The organism is Paraburkholderia sabiae, from assembly GCF_030412785.1.
In the GTDB taxonomy this organism is placed as follows: Bacteria; Pseudomonadota; Gammaproteobacteria; order Burkholderiales; family Burkholderiaceae; genus Paraburkholderia; species Paraburkholderia sabiae.
Map to the genome: position 1 here is coordinate 246,580 of NZ_CP125297.1, position 20,776 is coordinate 267,355.

The 20,776-nt window shown below is 59.9% G+C and carries 18 protein-coding genes; all 18 read right to left on the bottom strand.

Annotated features, from left to right (window positions below; translation table 11 throughout):
• Positions 1-19 precede the first annotated feature (19 nt).
• A complete protein-coding gene (locus QEN71_RS40920) occupies positions 20-1,375 on the bottom strand; it encodes a TrbI/VirB10 family protein (protein ID WP_201661591.1) in 1,356 nt (451 codons plus the stop codon).
• Positions 1,376-1,392: 17 nt separating this feature from the next.
• On the bottom strand, positions 1,393-2,274 hold the full coding sequence (locus tag QEN71_RS40925) for a TrbG/VirB9 family P-type conjugative transfer protein (RefSeq protein ID WP_233472159.1): 882 nt from the start codon (positions 2,272-2,274) through the stop codon (positions 1,393-1,395).
• Positions 2,275-2,303: 29 nt separating this feature from the next.
• Complete coding sequence (locus QEN71_RS40930) at positions 2,304-3,149, bottom strand: type IV secretion system protein (protein WP_201661585.1); 846 nt, start codon at positions 3,147-3,149, stop codon at positions 2,304-2,306.
• A 311-nt stretch (positions 3,150-3,460) separates the two neighbouring features.
• Positions 3,461-4,375 carry a type IV secretion system protein gene (locus QEN71_RS40935; protein WP_201661582.1) on the bottom strand — a complete coding sequence of 305 codons (915 nt, stop codon included), beginning with the start codon at positions 4,373-4,375 and terminating at the stop codon, positions 3,461-3,463.
• A 26-nt stretch (positions 4,376-4,401) separates the two neighbouring features.
• On the bottom strand, positions 4,402-4,647 hold the full coding sequence (locus tag QEN71_RS40940) for a hypothetical protein (protein WP_201661579.1): 246 nt from the start codon (positions 4,645-4,647) through the stop codon (positions 4,402-4,404).
• Positions 4,637-5,314: a type IV secretion system protein gene (locus tag QEN71_RS40945; RefSeq protein WP_201661577.1), complete on the bottom strand. Its 678-nt coding sequence runs from the start codon at positions 5,312-5,314 to the stop codon at positions 4,637-4,639. The genes QEN71_RS40940 and QEN71_RS40945 overlap by 11 nt, the downstream gene beginning before the upstream one ends.
• Positions 5,315-5,325: 11 nt before the next feature.
• Positions 5,326-7,776, bottom strand: coding sequence for a VirB4 family type IV secretion system protein (locus QEN71_RS40950; RefSeq protein ID WP_233472158.1), 2,451 nt, complete (start codon positions 7,774-7,776; stop codon positions 5,326-5,328).
• A 122-nt stretch (positions 7,777-7,898) separates the two neighbouring features.
• On the bottom strand, positions 7,899-8,336 hold the full coding sequence (locus tag QEN71_RS40955; RefSeq protein WP_028369404.1) for a VirB3 family type IV secretion system protein: 438 nt from the start codon (positions 8,334-8,336) through the stop codon (positions 7,899-7,901).
• 9 nt (positions 8,337-8,345) lie between these two features.
• Positions 8,346-8,696, bottom strand: a complete 351-nt coding sequence (locus tag QEN71_RS40960) for a hypothetical protein (RefSeq protein WP_201661573.1) — start codon at positions 8,694-8,696, stop codon at positions 8,346-8,348.
• 45 nt (positions 8,697-8,741) lie between these two features.
• Positions 8,742-9,404 (bottom strand): lytic transglycosylase domain-containing protein, encoded by a 663-nt coding sequence (locus tag QEN71_RS40965; RefSeq protein ID WP_201661571.1) that lies wholly within the window; start codon positions 9,402-9,404, stop codon positions 8,742-8,744.
• A gap of 130 nt (positions 9,405-9,534) precedes the next feature.
• The gene (locus QEN71_RS40970; protein ID WP_201661569.1) at positions 9,535-9,849 is read right to left on the bottom strand and encodes a hypothetical protein; all 315 of its coding nucleotides are present in this window, start codon (positions 9,847-9,849) and stop codon (positions 9,535-9,537) included.
• 98 nt (positions 9,850-9,947) lie between these two features.
• Positions 9,948-10,736, bottom strand: a complete 789-nt coding sequence (pxpA, locus tag QEN71_RS40975; protein WP_201661566.1) for a 5-oxoprolinase subunit PxpA — start codon at positions 10,734-10,736, stop codon at positions 9,948-9,950.
• Complete coding sequence (locus QEN71_RS40980) at positions 10,714-10,971, bottom strand: hypothetical protein (protein ID WP_201661563.1); 258 nt, start codon at positions 10,969-10,971, stop codon at positions 10,714-10,716. Before QEN71_RS40980 ends, pxpA begins: the two co-directional genes overlap by 23 nt.
• On the bottom strand, positions 10,968-11,924 hold the full coding sequence (dctP, locus tag QEN71_RS40985) for a TRAP transporter substrate-binding protein DctP (protein WP_201661560.1): 957 nt from the start codon (positions 11,922-11,924) through the stop codon (positions 10,968-10,970). Before dctP ends, QEN71_RS40980 begins: the two co-directional genes overlap by 4 nt.
• A 245-nt stretch (positions 11,925-12,169) precedes the next feature.
• Positions 12,170-13,213, bottom strand: a complete 1,044-nt coding sequence (locus tag QEN71_RS40990) for an autoinducer binding domain-containing protein (protein ID WP_201661558.1) — start codon at positions 13,211-13,213, stop codon at positions 12,170-12,172.
• Positions 13,210-15,474: a bifunctional diguanylate cyclase/phosphodiesterase gene (locus tag QEN71_RS40995; protein WP_201661555.1), complete on the bottom strand. Its 2,265-nt coding sequence runs from the start codon at positions 15,472-15,474 to the stop codon at positions 13,210-13,212. Before QEN71_RS40995 ends, QEN71_RS40990 begins: the two co-directional genes overlap by 4 nt.
• Before the next feature lie 2,902 nt (positions 15,475-18,376).
• A complete protein-coding gene (locus tag QEN71_RS41000; RefSeq protein WP_201661552.1) occupies positions 18,377-19,354 on the bottom strand; it encodes a ParB/RepB/Spo0J family partition protein in 978 nt (325 codons plus the stop codon).
• Positions 19,351-20,562 (bottom strand): ParA family protein, encoded by a 1,212-nt coding sequence (locus QEN71_RS41005; protein WP_201661549.1) that lies wholly within the window; start codon positions 20,560-20,562, stop codon positions 19,351-19,353. Before QEN71_RS41005 ends, QEN71_RS41000 begins: the two co-directional genes overlap by 4 nt.
• Between the last annotated feature and the right edge of the window lie 214 nt (positions 20,563-20,776).

The following is a 20,776-nucleotide window of genomic DNA, read 5'->3' on the forward strand; positions in this document are numbered from 1 at the left end:
CGTCATGTCCTCACATTCATCATTGCCGCGCGGACGGCGCAATCTCGGTGCCGTCGCTGCCGACGTTTTCGTATACGCTGGCCAGATCTACGTCGCGCGCAACGAAGATGTTGATCACCGATCCCTGGTTCGAATAAGCGGTCGGCGGGATATTGATCGTGTTGCGAAGCGTTTCGGCAGCCACGTCCTGCGTCGCGTTCGAGCTGTTCGAGAAGGTAATGGTCTGGCCCGCTCCGATTGCCTTGTTCGCAAGCGCCTGACCAAAGTCGCCAATGAGACTCACCATCAGGGCACCCTTGAAGCGCAGCCAGAAATGCTCGTCGATGTAGGCGGGAATCCCGGCCGCACCGAGCGGATCGGTCGCCGGCGAGTTCAGGGGAATACGGACGTCGCCGTCGTCAATCTCATCCCAGATAGCACCAATGACACCCTGTCCGTGTACCACTGCGTCGCGCTGCTCGCCCTTGGCCAGCGCGCCCTTGCGGATGAGCAGCGTCGTGCCATCGTCCGACCAGACGTCATCAGCGATCGGACAGCCAACCAGTCCCGGCCGGTCGGTGCGGATTGCGGTGGCCTGCCCGCAACGGATCATGGTGTTCCGCGCAATCATGTAGTGCCGGTTCGGCCTGAACGAGGCACGCATCGGCTGCAGCTTCGAGGGCTGCAGTGACTGGTCGAAGGAAGATCCCTTGCTGTTGCCGGTGTCATGGTTATCAGCCATGCCTGCGCCAGATGAACCCGCAGTTCCAGATGGACCGCCCCGCAGCGCTGCGAGCCCCATGGACTTCGCCATGCCGGGCAAACCGTCGCCACCCGAGCGATTGCCCGTGGTGTCTGCATTACCACCTGCGTCATTCGACGGGAGGGCGGAGTCCTCAGGCACGCCGGTAGCCCTGCTGTCATCGGACATAACCAGCACGCTGCCGTAGAGACGCCGCTCGGCGGGTGTCAGTGGCCGCGGCTGGTTGTTCGCCATCGCGGTGCGCCCTTCACCGACAGAATGCGACGCGGCGCCGGCCGGCGTGGCAAGCTGCTGCCTCGCCGCGGCGGCGGCCGCCGCTTCCGATGCGGCACGCGCCTGCTCGGCTTCGGCCCGCTTGATGCGCTCCTTCTGTGTCTCGAGGTCGGCGCCGGTCTCGCTCGCGCCGCTGTCCTTTGGCTTGTTGAGCGCCGCCTGCTTCGCGTCCTGATGCTGTTGGAAGATCCGCTGCAGGTAGAGCGTGACGCCCGAAGCGCCCAGCGCGATCACGATCAGCGCGACCAGCACGAGCCTCAGCCTGCCCGCACGCGCGCGGCGGCGCCCGGGCAGGTCCAGCGACGGCTGATGCCCAGTGTCCGCAGGCGCTGCATTGCCGATTTCATTGCGTTCGCTCATGCGACTGTGCTCTCCCGTCAGTCTCCCGGTCGATCGCTGCCGGCATGTGCGCGTTCGATGCGCGCCGTGCCGGTCAACGACGAGGCGGTACGGTTGTAGTGGCCGTCCGGCGAGTAGCCGTCGTTGCGGATGCCCAGCACCGACTGGCCGTAGCGGATGACAAATTCCCTTGAGACCTCATGGACGACGACGGTGTCGCCCTCCATATGGAAATTCGCTGTCGCCTCGCTGCCATCCGGCAGCTTCGTGAAGATCGTCGGCAGGTCGCGCGCGGTTGCATACCTGAAGTAGGTGAAACGGCCGTCGTCCCACAACGCGGTGGGTGCAAGCGCGCGATCGCCCCGCATCATGTACTGCATGTTCGCTGCCGGCGTGGATGACCCAGGCGGACCTGAAGACGCCGCTGAGCCCGGCGCTGCAATTCCGGCCGGGACCGCGGGCATGCCCTGCTGGTCCGCCAGCGCCGCGCTGACAGCTTCCCGGCGCCGGAGCTGTTCGGTCGCGGCCTTCGCCTTCGTGTCCGGATAGTCGAAACGCAGGATCCACGTCGCGGGTTGCAACCGCGATACGTCGACAAGCGACAGCGAATAGGTGCGCCGGTTGGTCACCAGCACGAGGTTGGTTTCGGGTTGCAGCGCGCCTGGCTTGAGCAGCGCCCCGCTGTCGTTAACCGAGACGTGCCAGGCGTGCGCGTCGCCAATGCCGCCGCCATCCTTGAGGATGTGCTCACCGGACTCAAACTGGATCATCACCACACGCCCAGGCATCGTCGCCACGCGGTAGGCCTGGTCGGGGCTATAGGTCGCGCACTGGATATGCGGATCAGCGCCGCAGCTACGCGGGATTTCAAGCGCGCAGACGCGGCCAGCCGCAACTGCACAAGCGGTAATCGCGACCACACTAGCCGGCAAGCGAAGTCCAGCACGACTCACGACGCACTCCCCGTCGCCTTCGATACTGCCGGTACGGCATCGGGCGATGCATCCGCGGGCGCGCGGGTATAGTCGCGCGTCACTTCGTAACTGGTGCATCGGAACCCGTCCGGATCAACGTCCTGCTGATCCTGTTTTTCCGGCACATCGACGCGCGTGAAGGCCACCGTCGCAATCCAGTAGGTCGGGTCTGGACGCTTCGCCGCCGCATTCAACGGGATCAGCTGCCGCGAGAAAAACACCTGTGCGGTCGAACCGACAAAGGTAATGGAGCCGACCCGTGCGATGACGCGCGCCTGGTCCTTGAGCAGCTTGAGCGGGCCGGCCGGACCACGGATGAGCGCGTCGTAAGCGTCCTTTTCGTGATCGTCGCTCATGAACATCACCGCGCTATGCACGTCCGAGATCGTCTCCCAGTCGTAGCTTTCCCGCATCTCGACGTAACGGCGCAGATCAGCGCGATCGGTTTTTTCAGTGAAGCTCACATGGCCGTTCGCGGTCGTCGGCAATACATCCACCCTGCCGGTTGTGTCGTTCACCCGAAGCACAGCTGGCGGGTTCGGTCTTTTCAGGAGTCCTAAAGCCGTCAGACCAAAAACGGCCACGAGGGCGATGCCACCCGAGAGCACCGATCTGCGGTCGGCGATGCGCGCCTTCTCTTCAGCCGCCTCGACCTTCGACTTCTCGAACTCCCTCGCCCGGTCCAGATACCAGCTGACCGCGTCGCGCTCTGACCGGTCAACAGCATTTGTTGCTGCCTCCACGTGCGCCGCCGATGTGGCCGGCGAGCGCGCGCGATCGCCCGAGCCTGCGCCGAACCACTGTCTGATTGTCGATACCATCCTGGTCCTCACCTCGGTTCCGTACGGCCTGACTGCTGCGCCAACGGCTGATTTACAGGGATCCACTGGCCCGTCGGCTCCGGTGGTTTAGGCGCAGAGCTGCACGCCTGCAGGACAAGCGCGAGCAGCCCCGCGCGGAAGATCGCTTTCACGCCTGAACTCCCCTTTCACCGGTCATCGATGCAAGCGGTGATAGATGGCCATACCGATGGTGTTGAGCAACGCGCCCACGACACCGGCAAACGTAACCCAGCATACGACGAGCAACCACCAGCGGACCAGCTTCGCAAAGAAATCCGGCACGCATCCTCCTACGTTTGCGAAATGGAGCCACCCGTCCTGTACTTGCCGGCGCCGCCCGTTTTCGAGGCCGCGGCCAGCGCACGCCCCAGACCACCCAGCTTGCCTGTCATCGTCGAAATGCCCACACCACTCGCCAGCGCCGAGGCAAGGCCCGGAAGATTCAGCGCGACGACGAAGAACACCCCGCCCATCACGTCAATCTCCACCACCTGCCGCATAGACGGGAAGGCCGACCCGCTGGGTGCAATCGATTTCGCAAAATTGACTTCAATCGCGCCGGCGCCCGCGAAGAGAGCCACGAGCAGCGCATAGTTAAAGCACTGTCCCGCCCAGTTCCAGAAGTACTGCCGCACCGGCGGAAACAGCGCCATCGAAATGAACAGCGGCCCGAGTGCAAGCAGCAGTCCAAGGGCAAATTTGGCGAGGATGATGTAGGCAACCGCCAGGCCCATGAACGGAGTGGCAAAGATAAGCATGACGGAAATCACCCACACTGCCCCGATGATTTCGAAGTTGTGTGCGTGATCGTAGATCTGCCCACAAGCGTTGATGTACGCGCTCAACAGATTGTCTAGCCCCGAGACAGGATTGCTTTGTCCCGTAATCGCGCCGGACAGTTGCTCGCCAAGACCATTAACGGCCGGCACGATGTATTCGGTATAGAAGTGAATGTTCATGCCGCAGGTCAGGATGAACGCCCAGGCCGCCATGCGAATCAGGAAGTCGTTGATCGGTTCGTCGTTCTGCCCCTGCCAGTACGACCATACGACCAGCAGCACATAGATGCTGAAGCAAGCCATCATCAATGGCGAAATCAGACCGATGATGCGTTCCGAACCTGAACTGATGGTCGCGACGACGTTAGCGTCGAAATCGGACGTCATCCTTGAGAAGATCGTCGTGGTGATAGGCGTATAAGACATCTTCGGCTCCTGAAGTCGTTCCACACTCATTGCATTGCTTTCGTCACCACCTGTTCGGCCTCCTTGTCCTGCTCACGCTGTGCGGGCGTTTCCTCTTGCTCGAGCTTTTCGGGCGTCGTGCCAAGCAAATGCGCTCTGAACTCCAGATCCTGCCTGTGTGCGATCTCCTCCTGCACGTTGTGCTGGTGTCGGTCCCATGCGAGATAGCCCAGATAGCCTGCAATGACGACAAGCAGACTGACGATCGCGCCAAGCAATGCCTTATTGACCATTTGCGCCTCCGAGAAACTGGTTTTTGAATTCCCGCTCCTGCTGATCCTCCGCGAGCTTGAGTTCAGCCGCCTGCAGCTGTGCGGTGAGCTGCAGTCGCGTCTGCTCATTGGAGACCATCGCCTCTTCAGCAGCCATCCGGTTCTGCAGGTCAGCCTTTTGAGCCGGATCCTGCGTAAGGTTCGACTGTTGCATCAGCGACTGGATGTTATTGAGCCGCGCCATCGTCGCGCTGTACGCCTGCTCGTTCATCGCCTTGTTGGCCGAGAGCACGTCGTAGTAGCGCTGCTGCCCCGGCGTCGCGGCGTCCGTCATGCCCTCCTGCCGTTCGATCGAGCGCATCGTCGCGCTGATGCCCGACAGGCTGCCACTTTTCGCCTGGTCATAGATGTCCTGCCACTGGTCGGGCAGGTAGTTGCGCAGTGACGCGTCGTTCATGATCGTTCCGAGGCTGCTGTTACCGGTCAGTGCCCGGTACTGTGCTTCCTGGTTCTCTATCTGCTGCATCAGCTGCTGGACCTGCACCATTTGCTGGGCAAGCTCAGCCGGTGAAATGGTCGGCACACCCTGCGCGTGTGCGAAGACCGCGGCACACATGCTGAGCGAGGTGACGGCCACACGACCGGCCCACAGCAGGCGTGTGGCACGTTCGACATCGTTGACGTTCACGATTGCCTCCATCAGACAGTGACAGCTTCGTTACCCGCGTCGACAGCGCGTGCCGACGGATAGATGCGGGCGAGTTCGCCCCGCTTGCGCTCGAGGCCGCGCCGCAGATCGTCTGCCCACAGCCGCTCATCGGCGCCGTGCTGTGCCGCTAGCCGTGTGCGCAGCTTGCGTTCGAAAATACGTTCCAGGTAGGCAGGTAGCCACATGTCCGGATCGTCCCCAAACTCCGTGCGCACGGCGTCGCAGATCAATACGTTCTCGCGGTCGCCTGAGAACACCGCGATCGCGTCGTCCATGCCGCTTAAATCAAAGCTCGCGAACGCCGACTGGTTGCCCTGCTTGATGAGGAACCGGCGCGACGACGGCGCGAGCTTCCTGAACTCGCGAAATTCCTTGCGCGTCATCCCATCGCGCGCGTACGCCTCCTCTTCCGCCGCCGGATCGGCAAGATACAGATTGGTCGCAACCAGACTGCGTAGCGCCGGATACAGATCCGCAGCCTTCTGGCCCTGCTCGGGCTGCTGCGTGATCAGCATGATGAACTCGCCCTCCTTGCGGCCGCTGGCGAGCGTCTCCTCGATCTGTTCGCGGATCGTGCGGAAGCGGATCGGCAACCAGTACTCTTCCATCACGGTCTGCATGAGCCGGCCCTCACGTCGCATGATCTTCTTGAGATGGAAGAGCCAGGCAAACGCCGGCTCCGAGGGTTCGTAGTTCTCGACGAGGAACGCCTCGACATCGAAGCCGATCCAGCGCTGCTCCGTCATGTTCAGCGCCAGGTTCGGCGGGTTATCGAACACCCACCAGAAACGGCCGTTCTCGGATTTGCACCAGAGCGACAGACGCTGGCGCAGGCTGTCGTCACCCTCATCCGGGATGCTGTCGAGCAGCAGGCTGAATCGCCGCAGGCGAACGTCCTCGATGCCCATCACCGCGTCGACGGCGTTGCGGCACTGGACCTTCTCGGCTGCGCTCAGGTCGATCTTGATGGGTTTGCCCTGGTGATCGACGCCGTTTCTACGCCCGCAAAGCTCGACCAACTCGTACAGGAACTCGCGATTCTCAGCGGTATCGGCCAGCTCGAACGGTGCCCAGCCAGTCGGCTTGCCCTTTTCCAGATGGACGTACGCGCCGCGCATCGCGCGGATGAAAACTTCCCAGCCTCGGCCCTTGTCCAGTACGAAGAGCAGCTGTCCGAACCGGGACAGCATGCCAGTGATGGCGGTCGCGACAGTCGACTTGCCCGCACCCGTCGTGCCCTGCAGCTTCAGGTGCGCGGCCAGCTTCTCCGCGACGTTGACGTCACCCTGCCGGGTCGCGTGCGAGCTGAAGTGATAGATTCCCGATGCCGACCGGAACGGGATGACAGCGGAACCATCGCCGATCGGGTTGCCCTCGGCCTTGCCCGCCGAATAGTCGTGACAGGTGAACATCGATGCGAAGTTGCGCGACGACTGGACCTTCGGTCGTGGCTTGACCTTGGCGCCCGGGACCTGTGAGAAATAGGTGAAGGGTGCCGAACCGGTCGCGAGCGCCCACTCGACACCGCATTCGTTGAGCGAGCGCGATGCGAACAGGGTGCCGTTTTCCAGCGCCTCGTCCGCACTTGCTCCGTAGACCACGGCCGCGCCGTGGTACTCGCCAAACGAAAGCTCTCCCGTGTTGACGTAACCCTGCGCATCGCGCAGTTCCCGGACCTGATGCTTCGCCTTGTCGCCGGCGGACTCCAGCTTGTTGATCGCCGAGTCGATTGTGCGGTTCGACTCGAAACCCGTCATGCAGTTGAATGAATGCACCACCGTGAATTCGACTGGCAACGAGAGCAACGGGTCAAGCTGGCCAAAGCCCGGCTTGTCCGGGAAACTGCGCAGGTCACGGCAGGTGAAGAACCGCCGGTGGTCCGGCACACCCGGCCCGTCGATCGCGTGCGCGTCATAGCCGAAACGAAGATAGCTGGACGGAATGATGTCAACACCCGGCTCCGCAGCCACCGGCAGATCGCCCGTCACGCCGTTCACGAGATAGCTGACGAAACCATACAGCGGCGAGACGAGCATTTTCGTGCCGTTCATATGCGCGCGCTCATACACCTCGAGCAGTTCAGCCTCGTAGTCCGCAAGCTGTTGCAGCGCCTGCCTGGCGAGGGACGCAATTTCCTTCAGCCCGTCCTCGAAATCCTCGGATTTCAGGATCATCGAAAAGTAATAGCGGTTTTCAAAGAACCGGCCGCCCCTGAACTGCCTGCCATGCTGCGTCGAAAACCAGTTCATGAAGGGGCTGTCGAAACGGTACTCGCGACTGACGCTCACGCGCCGTCGCATGAAAACACCGTGGTAGGCAAGGCGCCCGCCAAGGTCGCGACCCAGCTTGCTCAGGGTCTCGGTGTCGCGGTCGAACTTGCGCTCAAGCACGAGGTTTTCGAATACCTCGAACGGCACGCCGCGCAGCGCAAGCGTCACCATGAAACGATTTCCATCGAGGTGCTGCACGTGCTTCGTGACTGGATGCCTGAACTTCGGCATCCAGTCTTCGACGGCGCCGATGGCGCCGAGAATCCCGCTCGAGACGGTTGGTCTGTTGCCCATCACGGCTCCTGATCGAGCTCACGCAGCCGGCGCTCGCCCTTGCCCAGTGGTTGGAGAAAATCGCGGAAGACACGACGCTGCCGGCCGTACCGCAACGGCGCGAGCGTCGACGTGTTGCCGAAGTTTGGCGCCGACCGTGCGGCATTCACCCGTGCGCGGGCGCGCAACTGCCAGAAATAGAAGCGGCAGCGGAACTGCAGCCACATGATCCACAGTCCCTGATCATCAGTTTCACAGATGTGCTTGAACCACAGCAGCACCGGAAAGCCGAGAAACACGAACAGCAGCCCGCCCGGACCAACGAAGAAGGCCACGAGCACCCCCGTGAACATCGAGGCGACGACCACCACCAGCATCGCCATGTAGGGCACCCCCCAGATCGCCGCGGTGCGTCCAAGACCATTGAAACCAGGATAGTGGGCTTTCTCGTCCGACATGGCGCGTGCTCAGGTAAAGAGGTTCCACAGGTACGGAGCAAGCACGCCGACCACTGCGCCGACCACCGCGACCTTGCCGCCGAGCGTAACGAACTCGCTCCAGTGAGAACGGTCTGCCCAGCACTCCGCCCCTTTCCACAGCAGCACGCACGAGGCACAGACACCGAGAAATGAGTACAGCCAGATCTTGAACGTATTCGCACCCTCCGTCGCCGAATCTAGGCCTCCTCCCGCCATGGCAAGTGCGGGCGCAAGCAGTACTGCGCCAAGCAGCGTTGACCTCGCTGCGCCGGCTATGCGCTTCGCATCATCTTTCTGTTGTACTAACTGATTCGCATAGAATTTCACTTTCCGAAACATAGAGCCTCTCCTTTTCAAACGAACGCCGCGGCGCGGCCGGTCAGGTCATCTGCATGAATCGCTGTCACAGCCGAAGTCGCCAAAAGCATCCCACGACGGATGCGGCGAATCTTGGCGCTGCGATCGAACGGCGCGGCTAGCGGGGCTGGACTTACCCGCTCCGGCACCAACCTGCGCTGTCGGGGCGGTTGGCCCGTCCATGACAACGGGTATCGCCGGGACCATATCAACGGGTGCTGCCGTGCTCCGTGCGTTGGCAACGACACGCTGAACGTAACTGGACCCGCTGGACTGAACCCGTTCGCCGCCAATGAAATTGCCGCTGTAGTAGCAACTGATTGCCGCCCGCAACGCATGTTGGCCCTGACCGTATGCGGCACTTGCCCGCTGATAACAGTCGTGAAGGATGGCGCTGCCTGCGCGAAGGTTGGCACACGGGTCGAAAGCGGTTTCGTACGTCAGACCGTACCGGGCGAGATTGAACCGGTTGACCTGTCCTAATCCCACGCTGAAATTAGTTCCGCGGGCCTCGAGCGCGCGAGCCGTGGCAACCGCCTCTTCGGAGTCGCGGGGTTGTCGCGCCAGACGGCCGCCAACTACGCCGATTGCAAAGGGATTGAAGCTGGATTCGGTGCGAGCGATGGCTTGCATCGTGACGGGATGCACAGACGGCGCACACTGCTGTGCCAGCTGGTTGAAATCAAGCATGGGCACACTCGAAACAGCGAGCACGCGCGGCCACGGTCGATGCGGCTATAATGAAGCCAGCCATTATTTCCCTCGCACGGTAATCAATGGTTAGGCCGGTGACGGTGTTGGTAGCACCGTCACTGGTCGATCATCGGATGTTCTCTGCTACAAACTCCCTATCCTTGAAGCGGATCCGGATCTCTTCCGCGTCCTTGCAGTGCTCGCACGCAAAGGCGATCGCGTCGTCCAGAGCTCGCCACGTCTTTGGATGCCCTCTCTGCGTCTCAACGGCCAGGACTTTCTCCTCCGTAGTCAATTCGATCTGCCATGAGCCAAGCGATCCCATGAAGATCGACACTCGAGGCCGGATGACCAGTCCTTTTGCCAACTCCGCTTGCGTAATACCCATATCGCCCTTTCTTTGCACCGAAAGAGGCTTTTTGCAACAAGCGGAGGGATTCATCAAGCATCGAGAATCACTTTCTGGTTAATGAATATCAAAAATCGAAATTCGTGTTTTGATTATAGGCATCGCTCTTTTGTCCGTCAACCTGCAATCCGCTAGGCATGCTGCCCGACGATCTGTGGAACAGGCGCAATGACCCCTACCCCGGCGCGCGCGAGGTGCTTTCTGAGCATGCGGGCAAAATCGACCGCGTGTGCGCCATCGCCGTGCAAACAAATTGAGCGTGCCCGCAGCGACACGCTTTGTCCGTCTACTGAACGCACACAGTGTCGGTCAATAATATCGACTACCTGGGCCTTCGACGCCTCGTCGGTATCCAGAAATGCTCCGGGGTCTGACCGGGGCACCAATTTCCCATCAGCCGTGTAGCCACGGTCCGCGAAGGCTTCGTCTATCGCAGGCAACCCGGCTTCATGCGCCACGCGGACAAGCTGCCCGCCAGCGAGACCGTAAATGGCCAGACGCGGATCATAGTCCCGTATTGCCCGCACTATCGCAAAGGCAAGTTCTTCGTCCATTTCGGCCATGTTGTACAAGGCCCCATGCGGCTTCACATGCGAAAGCTCGCCGTTCAGTCCCGCCACGACAGCCGCAAGCGCGCCCACCTGGTACTGCACGCCGGCGTAAATCTCGTCCGTTGGCAAACGCATCGGCACACGGCCGAAATTCTCGCGATCAGGAAAGCTCGGATGCGCACCTACTGCGACTCCCTTTCGTATCGCCTCCGTCGTGACGCGTCGCATGGTCAGTGGATCGCCAGCGTGCCACCCGCAGGCGATGTTCACCGAACTCGCGTACTCGATGAGCTCGACATCGTGTTCGAAGCCCTCGCCAATATCGACGTTCAAATCGATGGTTTTTTCACTCACGTCCGTCTCCTGCATGGGTGCAATGCCTATCAATCGAGATCGCGCCATCGGCGATAACCTCATTCCGGAATGCGCATGTCTCATTGCCTGTCACGTAACGCCCGGAGTACACGTCGGCGGCGCTCGTGCCCCAGGAAAGCGACGCATCGGATTCCGCTCTGGTGGATCCGAACGTGCTCGCTGCAACTACAGCCAACACGTACGTCGCGGCGGCCAGGGTTGCGAAAGCGATGTTGGTTCGTTTGCTCATCCCAAGCCTCCGTTGAAGTCATCGCCTAGGCTCCGTCGACACTCATTTCCGACTGCGGCTGCACGATTGCGATAGGCTGCGAGTACGGCCCGCACAGCCGGCCGAACTCGACCCGACCATTCCAAGGCCCGCGCCTGCCCCTCGCGCTCAAGCGCGGCATGCAGATCCACTGTGATCGGATCCTGAACGGATACGCCGTTCTCCCTCATGCGCGCATAGTTCGTTTCCATGCGCTCGGGCAGAGCCTGCCATTGTGCTTTTTGCGCGGCGCGAGACGCGGATGTGAGTTGCTGCTGCACCTCGGCAGGGAGCGCCCTAAAGCGTTCTTCGCTCATCAGGAGAAGTGAGACCGGAAAGGCGTATCTGACATCAGCAAAGTTCGGTAGCATCCCCGCGAGCGTGTCACCCACCGCGCCGTCTCCTGACGACAGCACCGCATTGATGTTGCCAGTTCTGACCAGCCGCTTCATGTCGCCCATTGGCAAACTGACGGCGTGGGCACCCATGTTTGCGAATACGCTGGCCGATGCCTGGTCATACGTTCGGATCTTGAGGTCAACAACGTCCCGAATGCTGCTGATCGGCTTGCGTGACCAGAGACCGGTGGGCGGCCATGGCGACATTACCAGTAGGTGCAGGCCCGCGCTCGCCAGCGCGCGGCGATATTCGATTTCGGCCAGGCATTCGAGAGTCGAGGCCTCCGCTTCGTTTTGCGCAAGGAACGGCAATGTCGAAAGCTCGAACAGAGGGTCAAGCACGGCAAGGTCGCCGCCGAACACGTCTGCGACATCGACCCTTCCCGACTGGACGTCGAGCAGGAGCTGCCCCGTACCTCTGTGCGACCGATACTGTAGATGAGGCCCAACGTAACCACGCGTTTCGATCGCTGCACGCTCGGCGAAAACGCGAAGGCTGTTACCCGATACGGTGTCCTGAGGATATGCGGTGACCATTGACCAGTCCGCGCGTCGATCGCCCATGTCGGCGCACGATTGGCTGCCAGTCAGCAGGCATGCTACTGTGAAGCAGATCGTTCGGACCAGATTCGCCGTTTTCATTGCCGGAAGTAGAATGCCAGGGAAAGGCCGACTCACAAACTTGTGATCAATCTAGACCACATTCCCGCGTAAAATCCACTCCCGTTTTTCTCTTCACAACGGCGCCAAAATCTGGTACGGCAATCGGCCAGATAATCAGCTCAATTAATCAAACCGCATTTAAAGGCAAGTGTTACCGCGTCCTTGATGTGAGAAACGCCCATTTTTCGGGTAATTCCGGGATACACAATCTGTCTGATATGGCGGGCTCGCAAATTGAGTTCTTCCGCAATGGTGTCGGCCGAACTGTCTTTCCAATGCAACAAGGCGCGCAACACCGTCAGTTCTTCGCCAATGAGTCCGCACTCAGTAGCAATCCCGCTCAATTGACGCAAACGCCAGTCCGAGAGGGCACCAGCGGCGCCGCGCCACGTGTGCTTATTGCGCGAAAGGATGTGATTTCCGTCGACGACACTACCGCCGACTGCCACCTGCAGCACCGTCACACTCGATCGCGCGCTCTCGTGTACCGGACACGCCAGTATGCTGGACAATCCATGCAACCGTGCCTCCTGAAGCAGCCAGTGTCCTGATGCATCACCTTGGAGATCAGAAGACGTCGCCGGCGTCGCGTTTCGCTTCGCATATTCCAGAAGCGGGTCGTTCATGTAGCCTGCGCGATAAACGTACTTCTGAATCCACGCGGGATCGCACCCGACGAGATACCGATGATCCGCAGTGTTGCCACCGCTGTCGAATTCCATCCAGCTCACGCAGTATTGCTCGGCGCCGAGCGAGCCCGCCAAAGCTTCGAGTACGGCCGCCAGATCACACTCGTTGCTACACTCGAGAATCCGGGCCCCCACATCGTCCACGCAAGCGGACCGGACCTGTCGTGACAGACGGCGGCGGCCGTTGAACACGTGCCGGCACCTAACGTGAATAGCGTCGTACGCCGGCGCGAGAATGTCACCCCACGGGTCGGCACTCGAAAATGCGAGGAACAACCGTTCGCTGTGCATGGGAAGCAGTAGCGTAATGCTCACGTCCTCGGGACGGTCAATCACTCGCTCCAGGACCAGGCGACCACCGCCGTGGTCGCGCAACCTCAAAATGACACGATCTGCTCCTACGTCTGCACTATGCAGATCGACAATGTTCGCGCTGGCGTGAGGCAACTTCTCGATCATTGAGCCGAGCATCATGAACCCGACTTCAGTATGGGCGTGAGATCGATGAGCTGCGCAGGTCTCGCGTAAAAGTTTCCCTGAACGGACACCTCCTTGAAGCGTGACAACCACGCGGCCTGCTCGTGTGTTTCCACGCCTTGGATCACGAGAGATAACCCGACATCCCGGGTAAGCTTTTCGAGACTCTCGATCAAGGCAGCGGCCATCTGCTGCCCTGGCGCCGTTTCGATGAACTGTCGGTCAATCTTGATGCCGTCTACGGTCTGCGACACAAGATTCGATAGCGATGACTGTCCAGTTCCGAAGTCATCGAGCACCACCTTGACGCCCAGGCGTCGGATGTCCTGAACTCGAAGTCGCAGGTCGCGGCTCCCTGAAAGCATTGCGGTTTCTGTTATCTCGAGCTGCAGCGCATCGGGATCCATGAGGTTGTCGTTCAGGCATTGCCTGATGGTATGCGACAACCCTCCCCTTGAGAACTGGTGCGACGACACGTTGACCGACAGAAAGATCCGGCTACCAGCGGTTTCCTGCCACGCCCGAAATTCACGGCATGCCTGCTGCAGCAGGGACTCCCCGAGCTGGACGATCAATCCGGTTGATTCAGCGAGCGGGATAAACTGGTCGGGCTTCAACATGCCCTTGTGCGGATGCCTCCACCGAACCAGCGCCTCAACGCCTCGTAGCGTTCCATCGAGCGAGACGATCGGCTGATACAGAACGAAGAACTCCCGATTAATGATCGCGTACTGCAGCGCCTGCTGTTGCTCCAGAAGCGAATGCGCACGCGCGAAAAGTTCGGGCGTGTAGACATGGAACCGGCTTTCCTCGCCGTGACGACCGCGTTCTTTGGCTGCATACATTGCCATATCGGCTTTCGTAAGTAGTCCAAACTCTGTCTCGTCGGACTGCTTGTGCAAGGAAACCCCGATGCTGACGTTAATCGTGTAGTCGTCTCCCCGCATGACGAAGACGCGCCTGAAAGCCTGGACAATATCGTTTGCGGTCCTTTCAGCATGGTCGAGCGCCCGCTCATCGGACAGGAGGTACGCGAACTCGTCGCCACCTATCCTGGCGAGCACATCGCCCGGCGCTGCGCACTCCCCGAGGCGAAATGCAACATTGCGCAGTAGTTCATCTCCGACCTTGTGGCCCAAGGTATCGTTGATGGCCTTGAAATTGTCGAGGTCGATGTACAGCAGCGCTACCCGTCCCGGTTCTTCGTTGCGAATCCATTGACGTACCGTTTGCAACATGAGGTGCCGGTTAGGCAGGCCTGTGAGCGAGTCGGTCTCTGCCAGTTTCTGGAACCGACGCGTGACGATTAACTGCCAGGCGGCCGCGCCCAGTAACATCAGGCTCAGGACTGACGCGATCATGACGTAAAGCAGCCTTGACTGTCGGTACGGGGCAAGTGCGTCATCAGCCGAGACACCAGCGACAACCGAGACCGGGTACGCTGAAAGATGTCGGTACGAGACAAATCGATGAACGCCATCCACCGGATCTTTAACGATCGCGCCGCTGGCGCCTCTCATTGGTGAGAAAGCCGAAGCCGGCAGCCCCCTGGGCGACGTCGGCTCTCCACCCGTAAGTCGCGACAGCAGGTAACCGTTGTCGGAAAGGGCCGCCAGCATTCCGTGAATACCGAGCCCCTCGAGGTTGTAGAAGCCGTGGGTCAGGAAGTCGGGGTCTTCCGAGACCACCACAATGCCTGCGAAGGAGCCATCCGGGTGATTGAGTCGTCGTGTGAACTGGAGCGACCACTGGGACGATACCCGTCCCACAACGGGCTCACTAATGTAGAGACCGATGTCGCCTCTTTCGTGTACTTTGAAATGCTGGCGATCCGACAAGTTGACGGAACGGGCAGCCGAAGTTGTGGTTTGCACGACTTTGCCGGCAGCGTCGACGATGGTCACCTGCAACGCGGTGTCGGCGGAGACAAGTCCGCGCTGCTTGTAATCGGCGAGCGTAAAAGTCGCCGGGGAGCGTTCATACTCGTACTTGACCCACCGCACGGCAACGTCAGCGTCGTGAACCGTCCTCGCGATGTGGGCCGCGAAGGTGTCCGCCAGTTGCGAACTGGTCGCGGCAGCAGTCGCTCGGGCCGCTTCGCCTTCATGCTGAACACGCTGAAGCGTGACGCCCCAGATCGCACCGGTGATCACTACCGCTACGAGCGGGAACGCATAGGACCGGTCGGCGTACGCCTTTACTATTCCCGACAGACGGCCCAACACCGATGCGCGATCTGATGATGTGGACACAGACATTTCGTCTTTCCTAATCCCTACGGCGCTTATACTCTGAGGAAAGAACCGCTCAGCATGTGGAACGGTTACAAAATGTTTCGTTTCGTCATACCCGCGTGCTCATATCGGTTCGTTACACATGTCTGGAGCTCCCCCAATAGAGAGCGTCGTGCAAAGCGGATCGGGCATTTTTCATGCGGAAAAGACTACGTTTTACGTATCATTCGATACGATCTGTGACAGAGGCGCTGCTACGCGCGCCAACTCCGAAGCGGGGACGGTTTTCTTGATCCGGCAGAACGGATTTCGTGAAACATTTCGACCGAAACCAACGTAAGCGGCTGTTTCGCATAGCTTTTAGATTGAACAGCATTTCTTGCCTCCTTGTTTCACACGGTCTAGCTCGCGGGCGGCGCTACCGGTGCGGCTTCAGCGATAGCCCGTTTGCACGCGGTTCCCCGCCCTACGTTTTTGAAATTTGCGCCAGGAGTGCGGTTACGACGGTGCGATCTGCCCAAGCCGTCGCAAAATGCAAGGCGAATGAGCGGCAAAACCGATCCTGGGCGCTCTCCGCCAACCACCAAGGTCTCGAAAAGGACAGGTCATTGGTTGCAAAACCGGTTTTCGCCGGCGTTCCATCAATCCGTTCGCAGCTCGCTACGTGCGTGTCCCACTAAGCAGCGCATTTCCACGCCCCCGGCATGTGCATCGTTCGCGCGATCGGCGGAAGTACGCGTTTGCGAGGCGCGGAGCGCGAGCGAGTGCTCGTCGAATAACCGGCGCGGGATCGCCCGAGCGACGGCTGAAGAGCCTCGGGATGGCCGTGCTTCTGAAAGCATAAGGACCGTTGTCCGATCGATTGGCTTGCAGCGCCCGGCATACGGTCGAGGTCGCGGTAGCGCCCCAATCAGAAATAATCGCCGAATGGCTGTTTTTATACCGGCCCATTGCACAATCTCACGGCATTGGTGGATATCAGTCCGCTTGCCCAGCTGGGCAGCGGATACGTAGTGGTAACCAGTTCGCCACGTTCCCGTGGCCATCGCTCCGCCAGAGGCGCTGTGCCTGCCATGCGACGAATCGCAAGGTGACGATCATGCAGCGGCCCCCAAGTCTTGCGGCACCGATGACCAATCTGGAAGGGGCTAGGCTCGGATTTGGACAAACGGACAAAAAGCGCATCATCCGTGAGTCACAACGCGTCCCAGCGAAGTCGATCGCGGCGGACCTGTCGGCCGGCGTATCGACGAGCAGGACATCGCTGGCGCCGATCATCGAGCATATTTTGCTCTGCGTTTCGTTACGCGAAGAGACTTCGCCCTGCGGAACTGTGCTGCTACGATCACCGACACGCTGTCTCGATCAGCGATAGATACCCATCCACACAGACGTCTGGACGTTGGTAGAAGGCAAATGACAAGGTGGCGAGTGGCGGATGCGCGTGCCGCCGCAACTGGTAGGAGCGCGGGCCGCGGTCGCCTCGCTGGTGTTGCAGCGGCGCCTTGAACCAATACGCCATGACGTGCCACATCATAACTGGAAAGTCGCTTTGGTCCGATGGCATGGCACGGTGGTCCTGGCGTCTCTTCAGGGGGCACCAGTCACGCAGCGAGGCGGCGAAGCGGGGGAGGCGGCGCCGTACGCATTGCAAATCATGCGTTCGAAACTGATTAGCGAGACGTTCAGGTTTGACTGGACATCCGAGCCAACGCGAGGAAGGCGTTCCGACGAGTCCGCGGGCCATCGTCGACTTGCATGGGCGTCGTGAGCTGATCTCACGAAGTCCGCTGCTCGAGAGGCCAGTGCCTGTGAGCGCCTATCCGGGCTGCGGGTCTCTAAGGATTCAGCGCTCCTAGCCGTCACCGAGGGGACGGCCTGCGGGAAATCATGTAGAAATAGCGACGTGGCCGCCGAGCGCACGATTCGGCGCCAGCCTGCACATGACCGGAGCGACACGCGCGGTCGGGACAGCATCAAACGAGGGAGCTTTCGGGCGCGGCCTTATGCAAGGCTGGACCGTCTTCCTTGTACCTAGGTAGCGCCTACCGATCTGTCGGCAGCTTTCGTCGCGGTCGTCTTCGGTGGAAGCCAATGAACTGTTCGCTAGCGCGTTTCGGAGTGTTCTAATTGGAACACCGTTCGCTGGCCGCTCGATACGAATGAAGCAGACCCCCTCGCCGTGGCAGGGCCATAGTCGCGGGCTGGAAGCATCGCATCGGTTACCTGTTGAGGGAAATTGCGAAAGCGGAGCCACACACCCGCGTCGTTCGCGCGTTACGGAGTGTTCTAATTAGAACACTTACGTCGCGCTGGACTCCTTCGCGCCCAAGGTAGCAGGCCGCGTCGGTATGAAATGACCATCGGCGTTTCAGTCTCGCCGTGTCAGCATGCATCCCGTTCGAAAAGGCCTCCGGCCAGAGTCGATTGCAAATCAAGCTTTACCCCGATAGGACGAACGCCGAGTTGGGAAGCAGAGGTGGATAGTCGCCGACCGAACAATCCAACCGCACTGTTCTAATTAGAACACCGTCAGGAGCGCGCGAATCTTTTAGGACGTCAGCATCGCCTGATAAACCACCTAGGGCCTGTCGCGGTCCGAGTTGAATCTGCCCTCTCTCGCCCGCCAGCGCGAACGGCACTCGCATGGTCGAATCGCAAACATGAGACCGCTGGTTTGGATCCCAACCGCTCAGTAGCGTTGTATGAAGTCGGTCCATCCGAATCAACGTCTATAGTGGGACATGTTAGTTAAGTTCTTGTCCTTCCGGCGCGCCCCGTGGATGGCACCTGTTTACGTTGAACGTCTGGGCGACTGGCTCTTTCTACTTCATCCGGCACGCGGCCCTGCGTACCGGAATTGCGCTGATAACTCCGCATGCCCCGAAGAATGACGCGGCCAAGGGGTACATTCGGCAAATGCGCCTCACTCAGGCCTGACAGAAAACATCTTTCCGATGTGCTCGCGAAGCTCGCTTTCCTGCTCTTCTGTCATGACGCCAGCTTTGAACTTGAACGTTAGCCCTTTGACATCTTTGGTAATGCTGCCGGCCTGGACCTTGCCGGCAAAGATTTTCAGGATACTTCGCCCCCCAGCGTCACTTGGCGCGAGCCCTCGCGAAACCTGTGCTGTTATCGATGCACCCACCTTTGTCTGCGCCAAGTCGCCGCCTAGTAGGAGAGGCCATAACTCCTTCAACGCCTTCAATCCGGGCTCGCCCGTTTTCTTCAACACATTCGCTATATCCTGAGCTGAGTTTGCTCCGAGCACCGACGGAGTCAGGTCCAAGTCCCGCTTGACGAAGTCAGGCAGATCGTCGAACGCCAGGAACTTATATAGTTCATTGCGGGTTACACCCATCACTTCCGCTAGGCGGGTACGGTTCGGAAACTCGCTCTCCGCACGACGGACCGCGATTGCAATCTCGTAGTCGGAGAGATCGTCCCGGGTGACATTTTCCATGAGTGCGAATGCTGCCATGTCCTGATCGGAACACTCGATCACGACACCACGGATACTTTCCCGATTGAGAAGCTTGTGCGCACGCCAGCGTCGCTCACCAGCAACCAGCTGGAACGTTTCCCCAACCCGGCGAACAGTTACGGCTTGCAGCAGACCAGCCTCGGAAATCGAGCGGGCCAGTTCCGAAAGCTTCGCCTCGTTGAATTGTCGGCGCGGCTGCCAAGGGTTCGGTACGATGTTGCTTACCGCCATCTCCGTATCGACGCCTTTCGACTCCAGCTCCTGGATACGCAGTTGGGCCGCAGCAAGCGCGCTCGTGATGCCAGGCATTGTTTGGGGCCCCCGGCCGCCTTTGTCCTTCTTTCCCCCATCCTTAAAATCAGCAGGAGTTGGGAGGTTGGCCGTCTTTGCCATCAGCTGTTCGCGGATGTTGTTGCTCATGTCGACTCCTTCCAGGATTTCACAAACATGTCGTCCAGCCATCGCGCGTATTGCATCATAGGCTGCCGAACACGCTGTAGTGACTTGGCCGTCGAATGGGTGCTGACGACATCGAGAGCCGTGGAAAATGACAGCGCTCCCCCGCTCATCACCGAGCTCGATGGAATCTCAAACGGATCAAGCCATCGCCCATAAGCACTTTGCGCCCACTGTCGGACCACCGGTGCAGACGACGTTTTCCCGTAGTCCACTTTCGACAACAGAATTGAAATGAATTCATAGACTTTGTCTTCCTCGTACGGAAGAAAGTCTTCCGCAACATCCGAAAACAGACGCCAAAAAGCCAAGGAGCTAATGAAGTCCAGATTCTCCGGGATCATGGGCATCACAAGCGCATCGGCCGCCAGCAGCGCGTTCAGGTTCATGTACGACAATGACGGCGATGTATCGATCAGTATGTAGTCGTACTGCGACCGGAGTGGCTCAAGCCCCTGTCGCAGTACTGACCAGAACCGGTATCCCTGAACGGTCTTCTGGCGGGCCGGCAGAAGGAACTCTGCGCCATACAGGAACGTATGACCCGGGATGATGTCGAGGCCATCCCAGTAAGTCGATTGCACTTTCGCGCTCAGGCCACCCTCAATGTTGTGGTCATAGATGTACGGCAAAACAGTGTCTTCACCCGAAATCTCCTTCTCCGCGTATAGTCCGCAAAGCTCGGATGCAGATGCCTGCGGATCGAGGTCGATCAGAAGCACATTCCGTCCTAGCAGCGTCAGAGCCTGCGCGAGGCAGACAGTCGTTGTGGTCTTCGCAGACCCACCTTTCAACTGTGCCGTGGTGAGTACCTTGCCCTTGAAATTGCCGTCCTCGTTTCCAAGCCGCGTCTGGTATACGTCGGAAGCCATCTTTACCCAAGTGCGTACTTCGGGCAGGGTGAACGTCCTACTGCGACCGTTGCCGTTAAGCGTGCCTGTCGGCAGACTTGCATCGTCCCTAGTCACCAGATACTGGATCTGCTGACGCGTCAGACTGCACATCTCGGCAAGTTCACTGATCGTGTAGATCGGCGCAACCTTGCGCGGCCGTGGTGCGAGAATCTGTTCCCGCAAGTTATCGGAGAACGGTTCGAGATTGTCTGCGAATTCCGCGACTTCCCGAAGCGTTACCTTTCGGTCTTCCATTGGTAAGGTGCCTACGTTAGCCATTCCGCGCTTTCCCCTTGAATTGACGTCGAAGCGCAGAATACACGAATCCGCGTTAACAGGGTTATATTGAGTCAGTTTTTTGTTACCAGCGCGCTGGAGTTACCTGTAAGCCCCTGATTTTTACGGCCTTTTATTTGACGGCACGGGCGTTCCTGCTCAACTGACGCTTGCAGGCCCATCGAGCGTAACAATCGCCCGCCGAACGCAGCGCTTT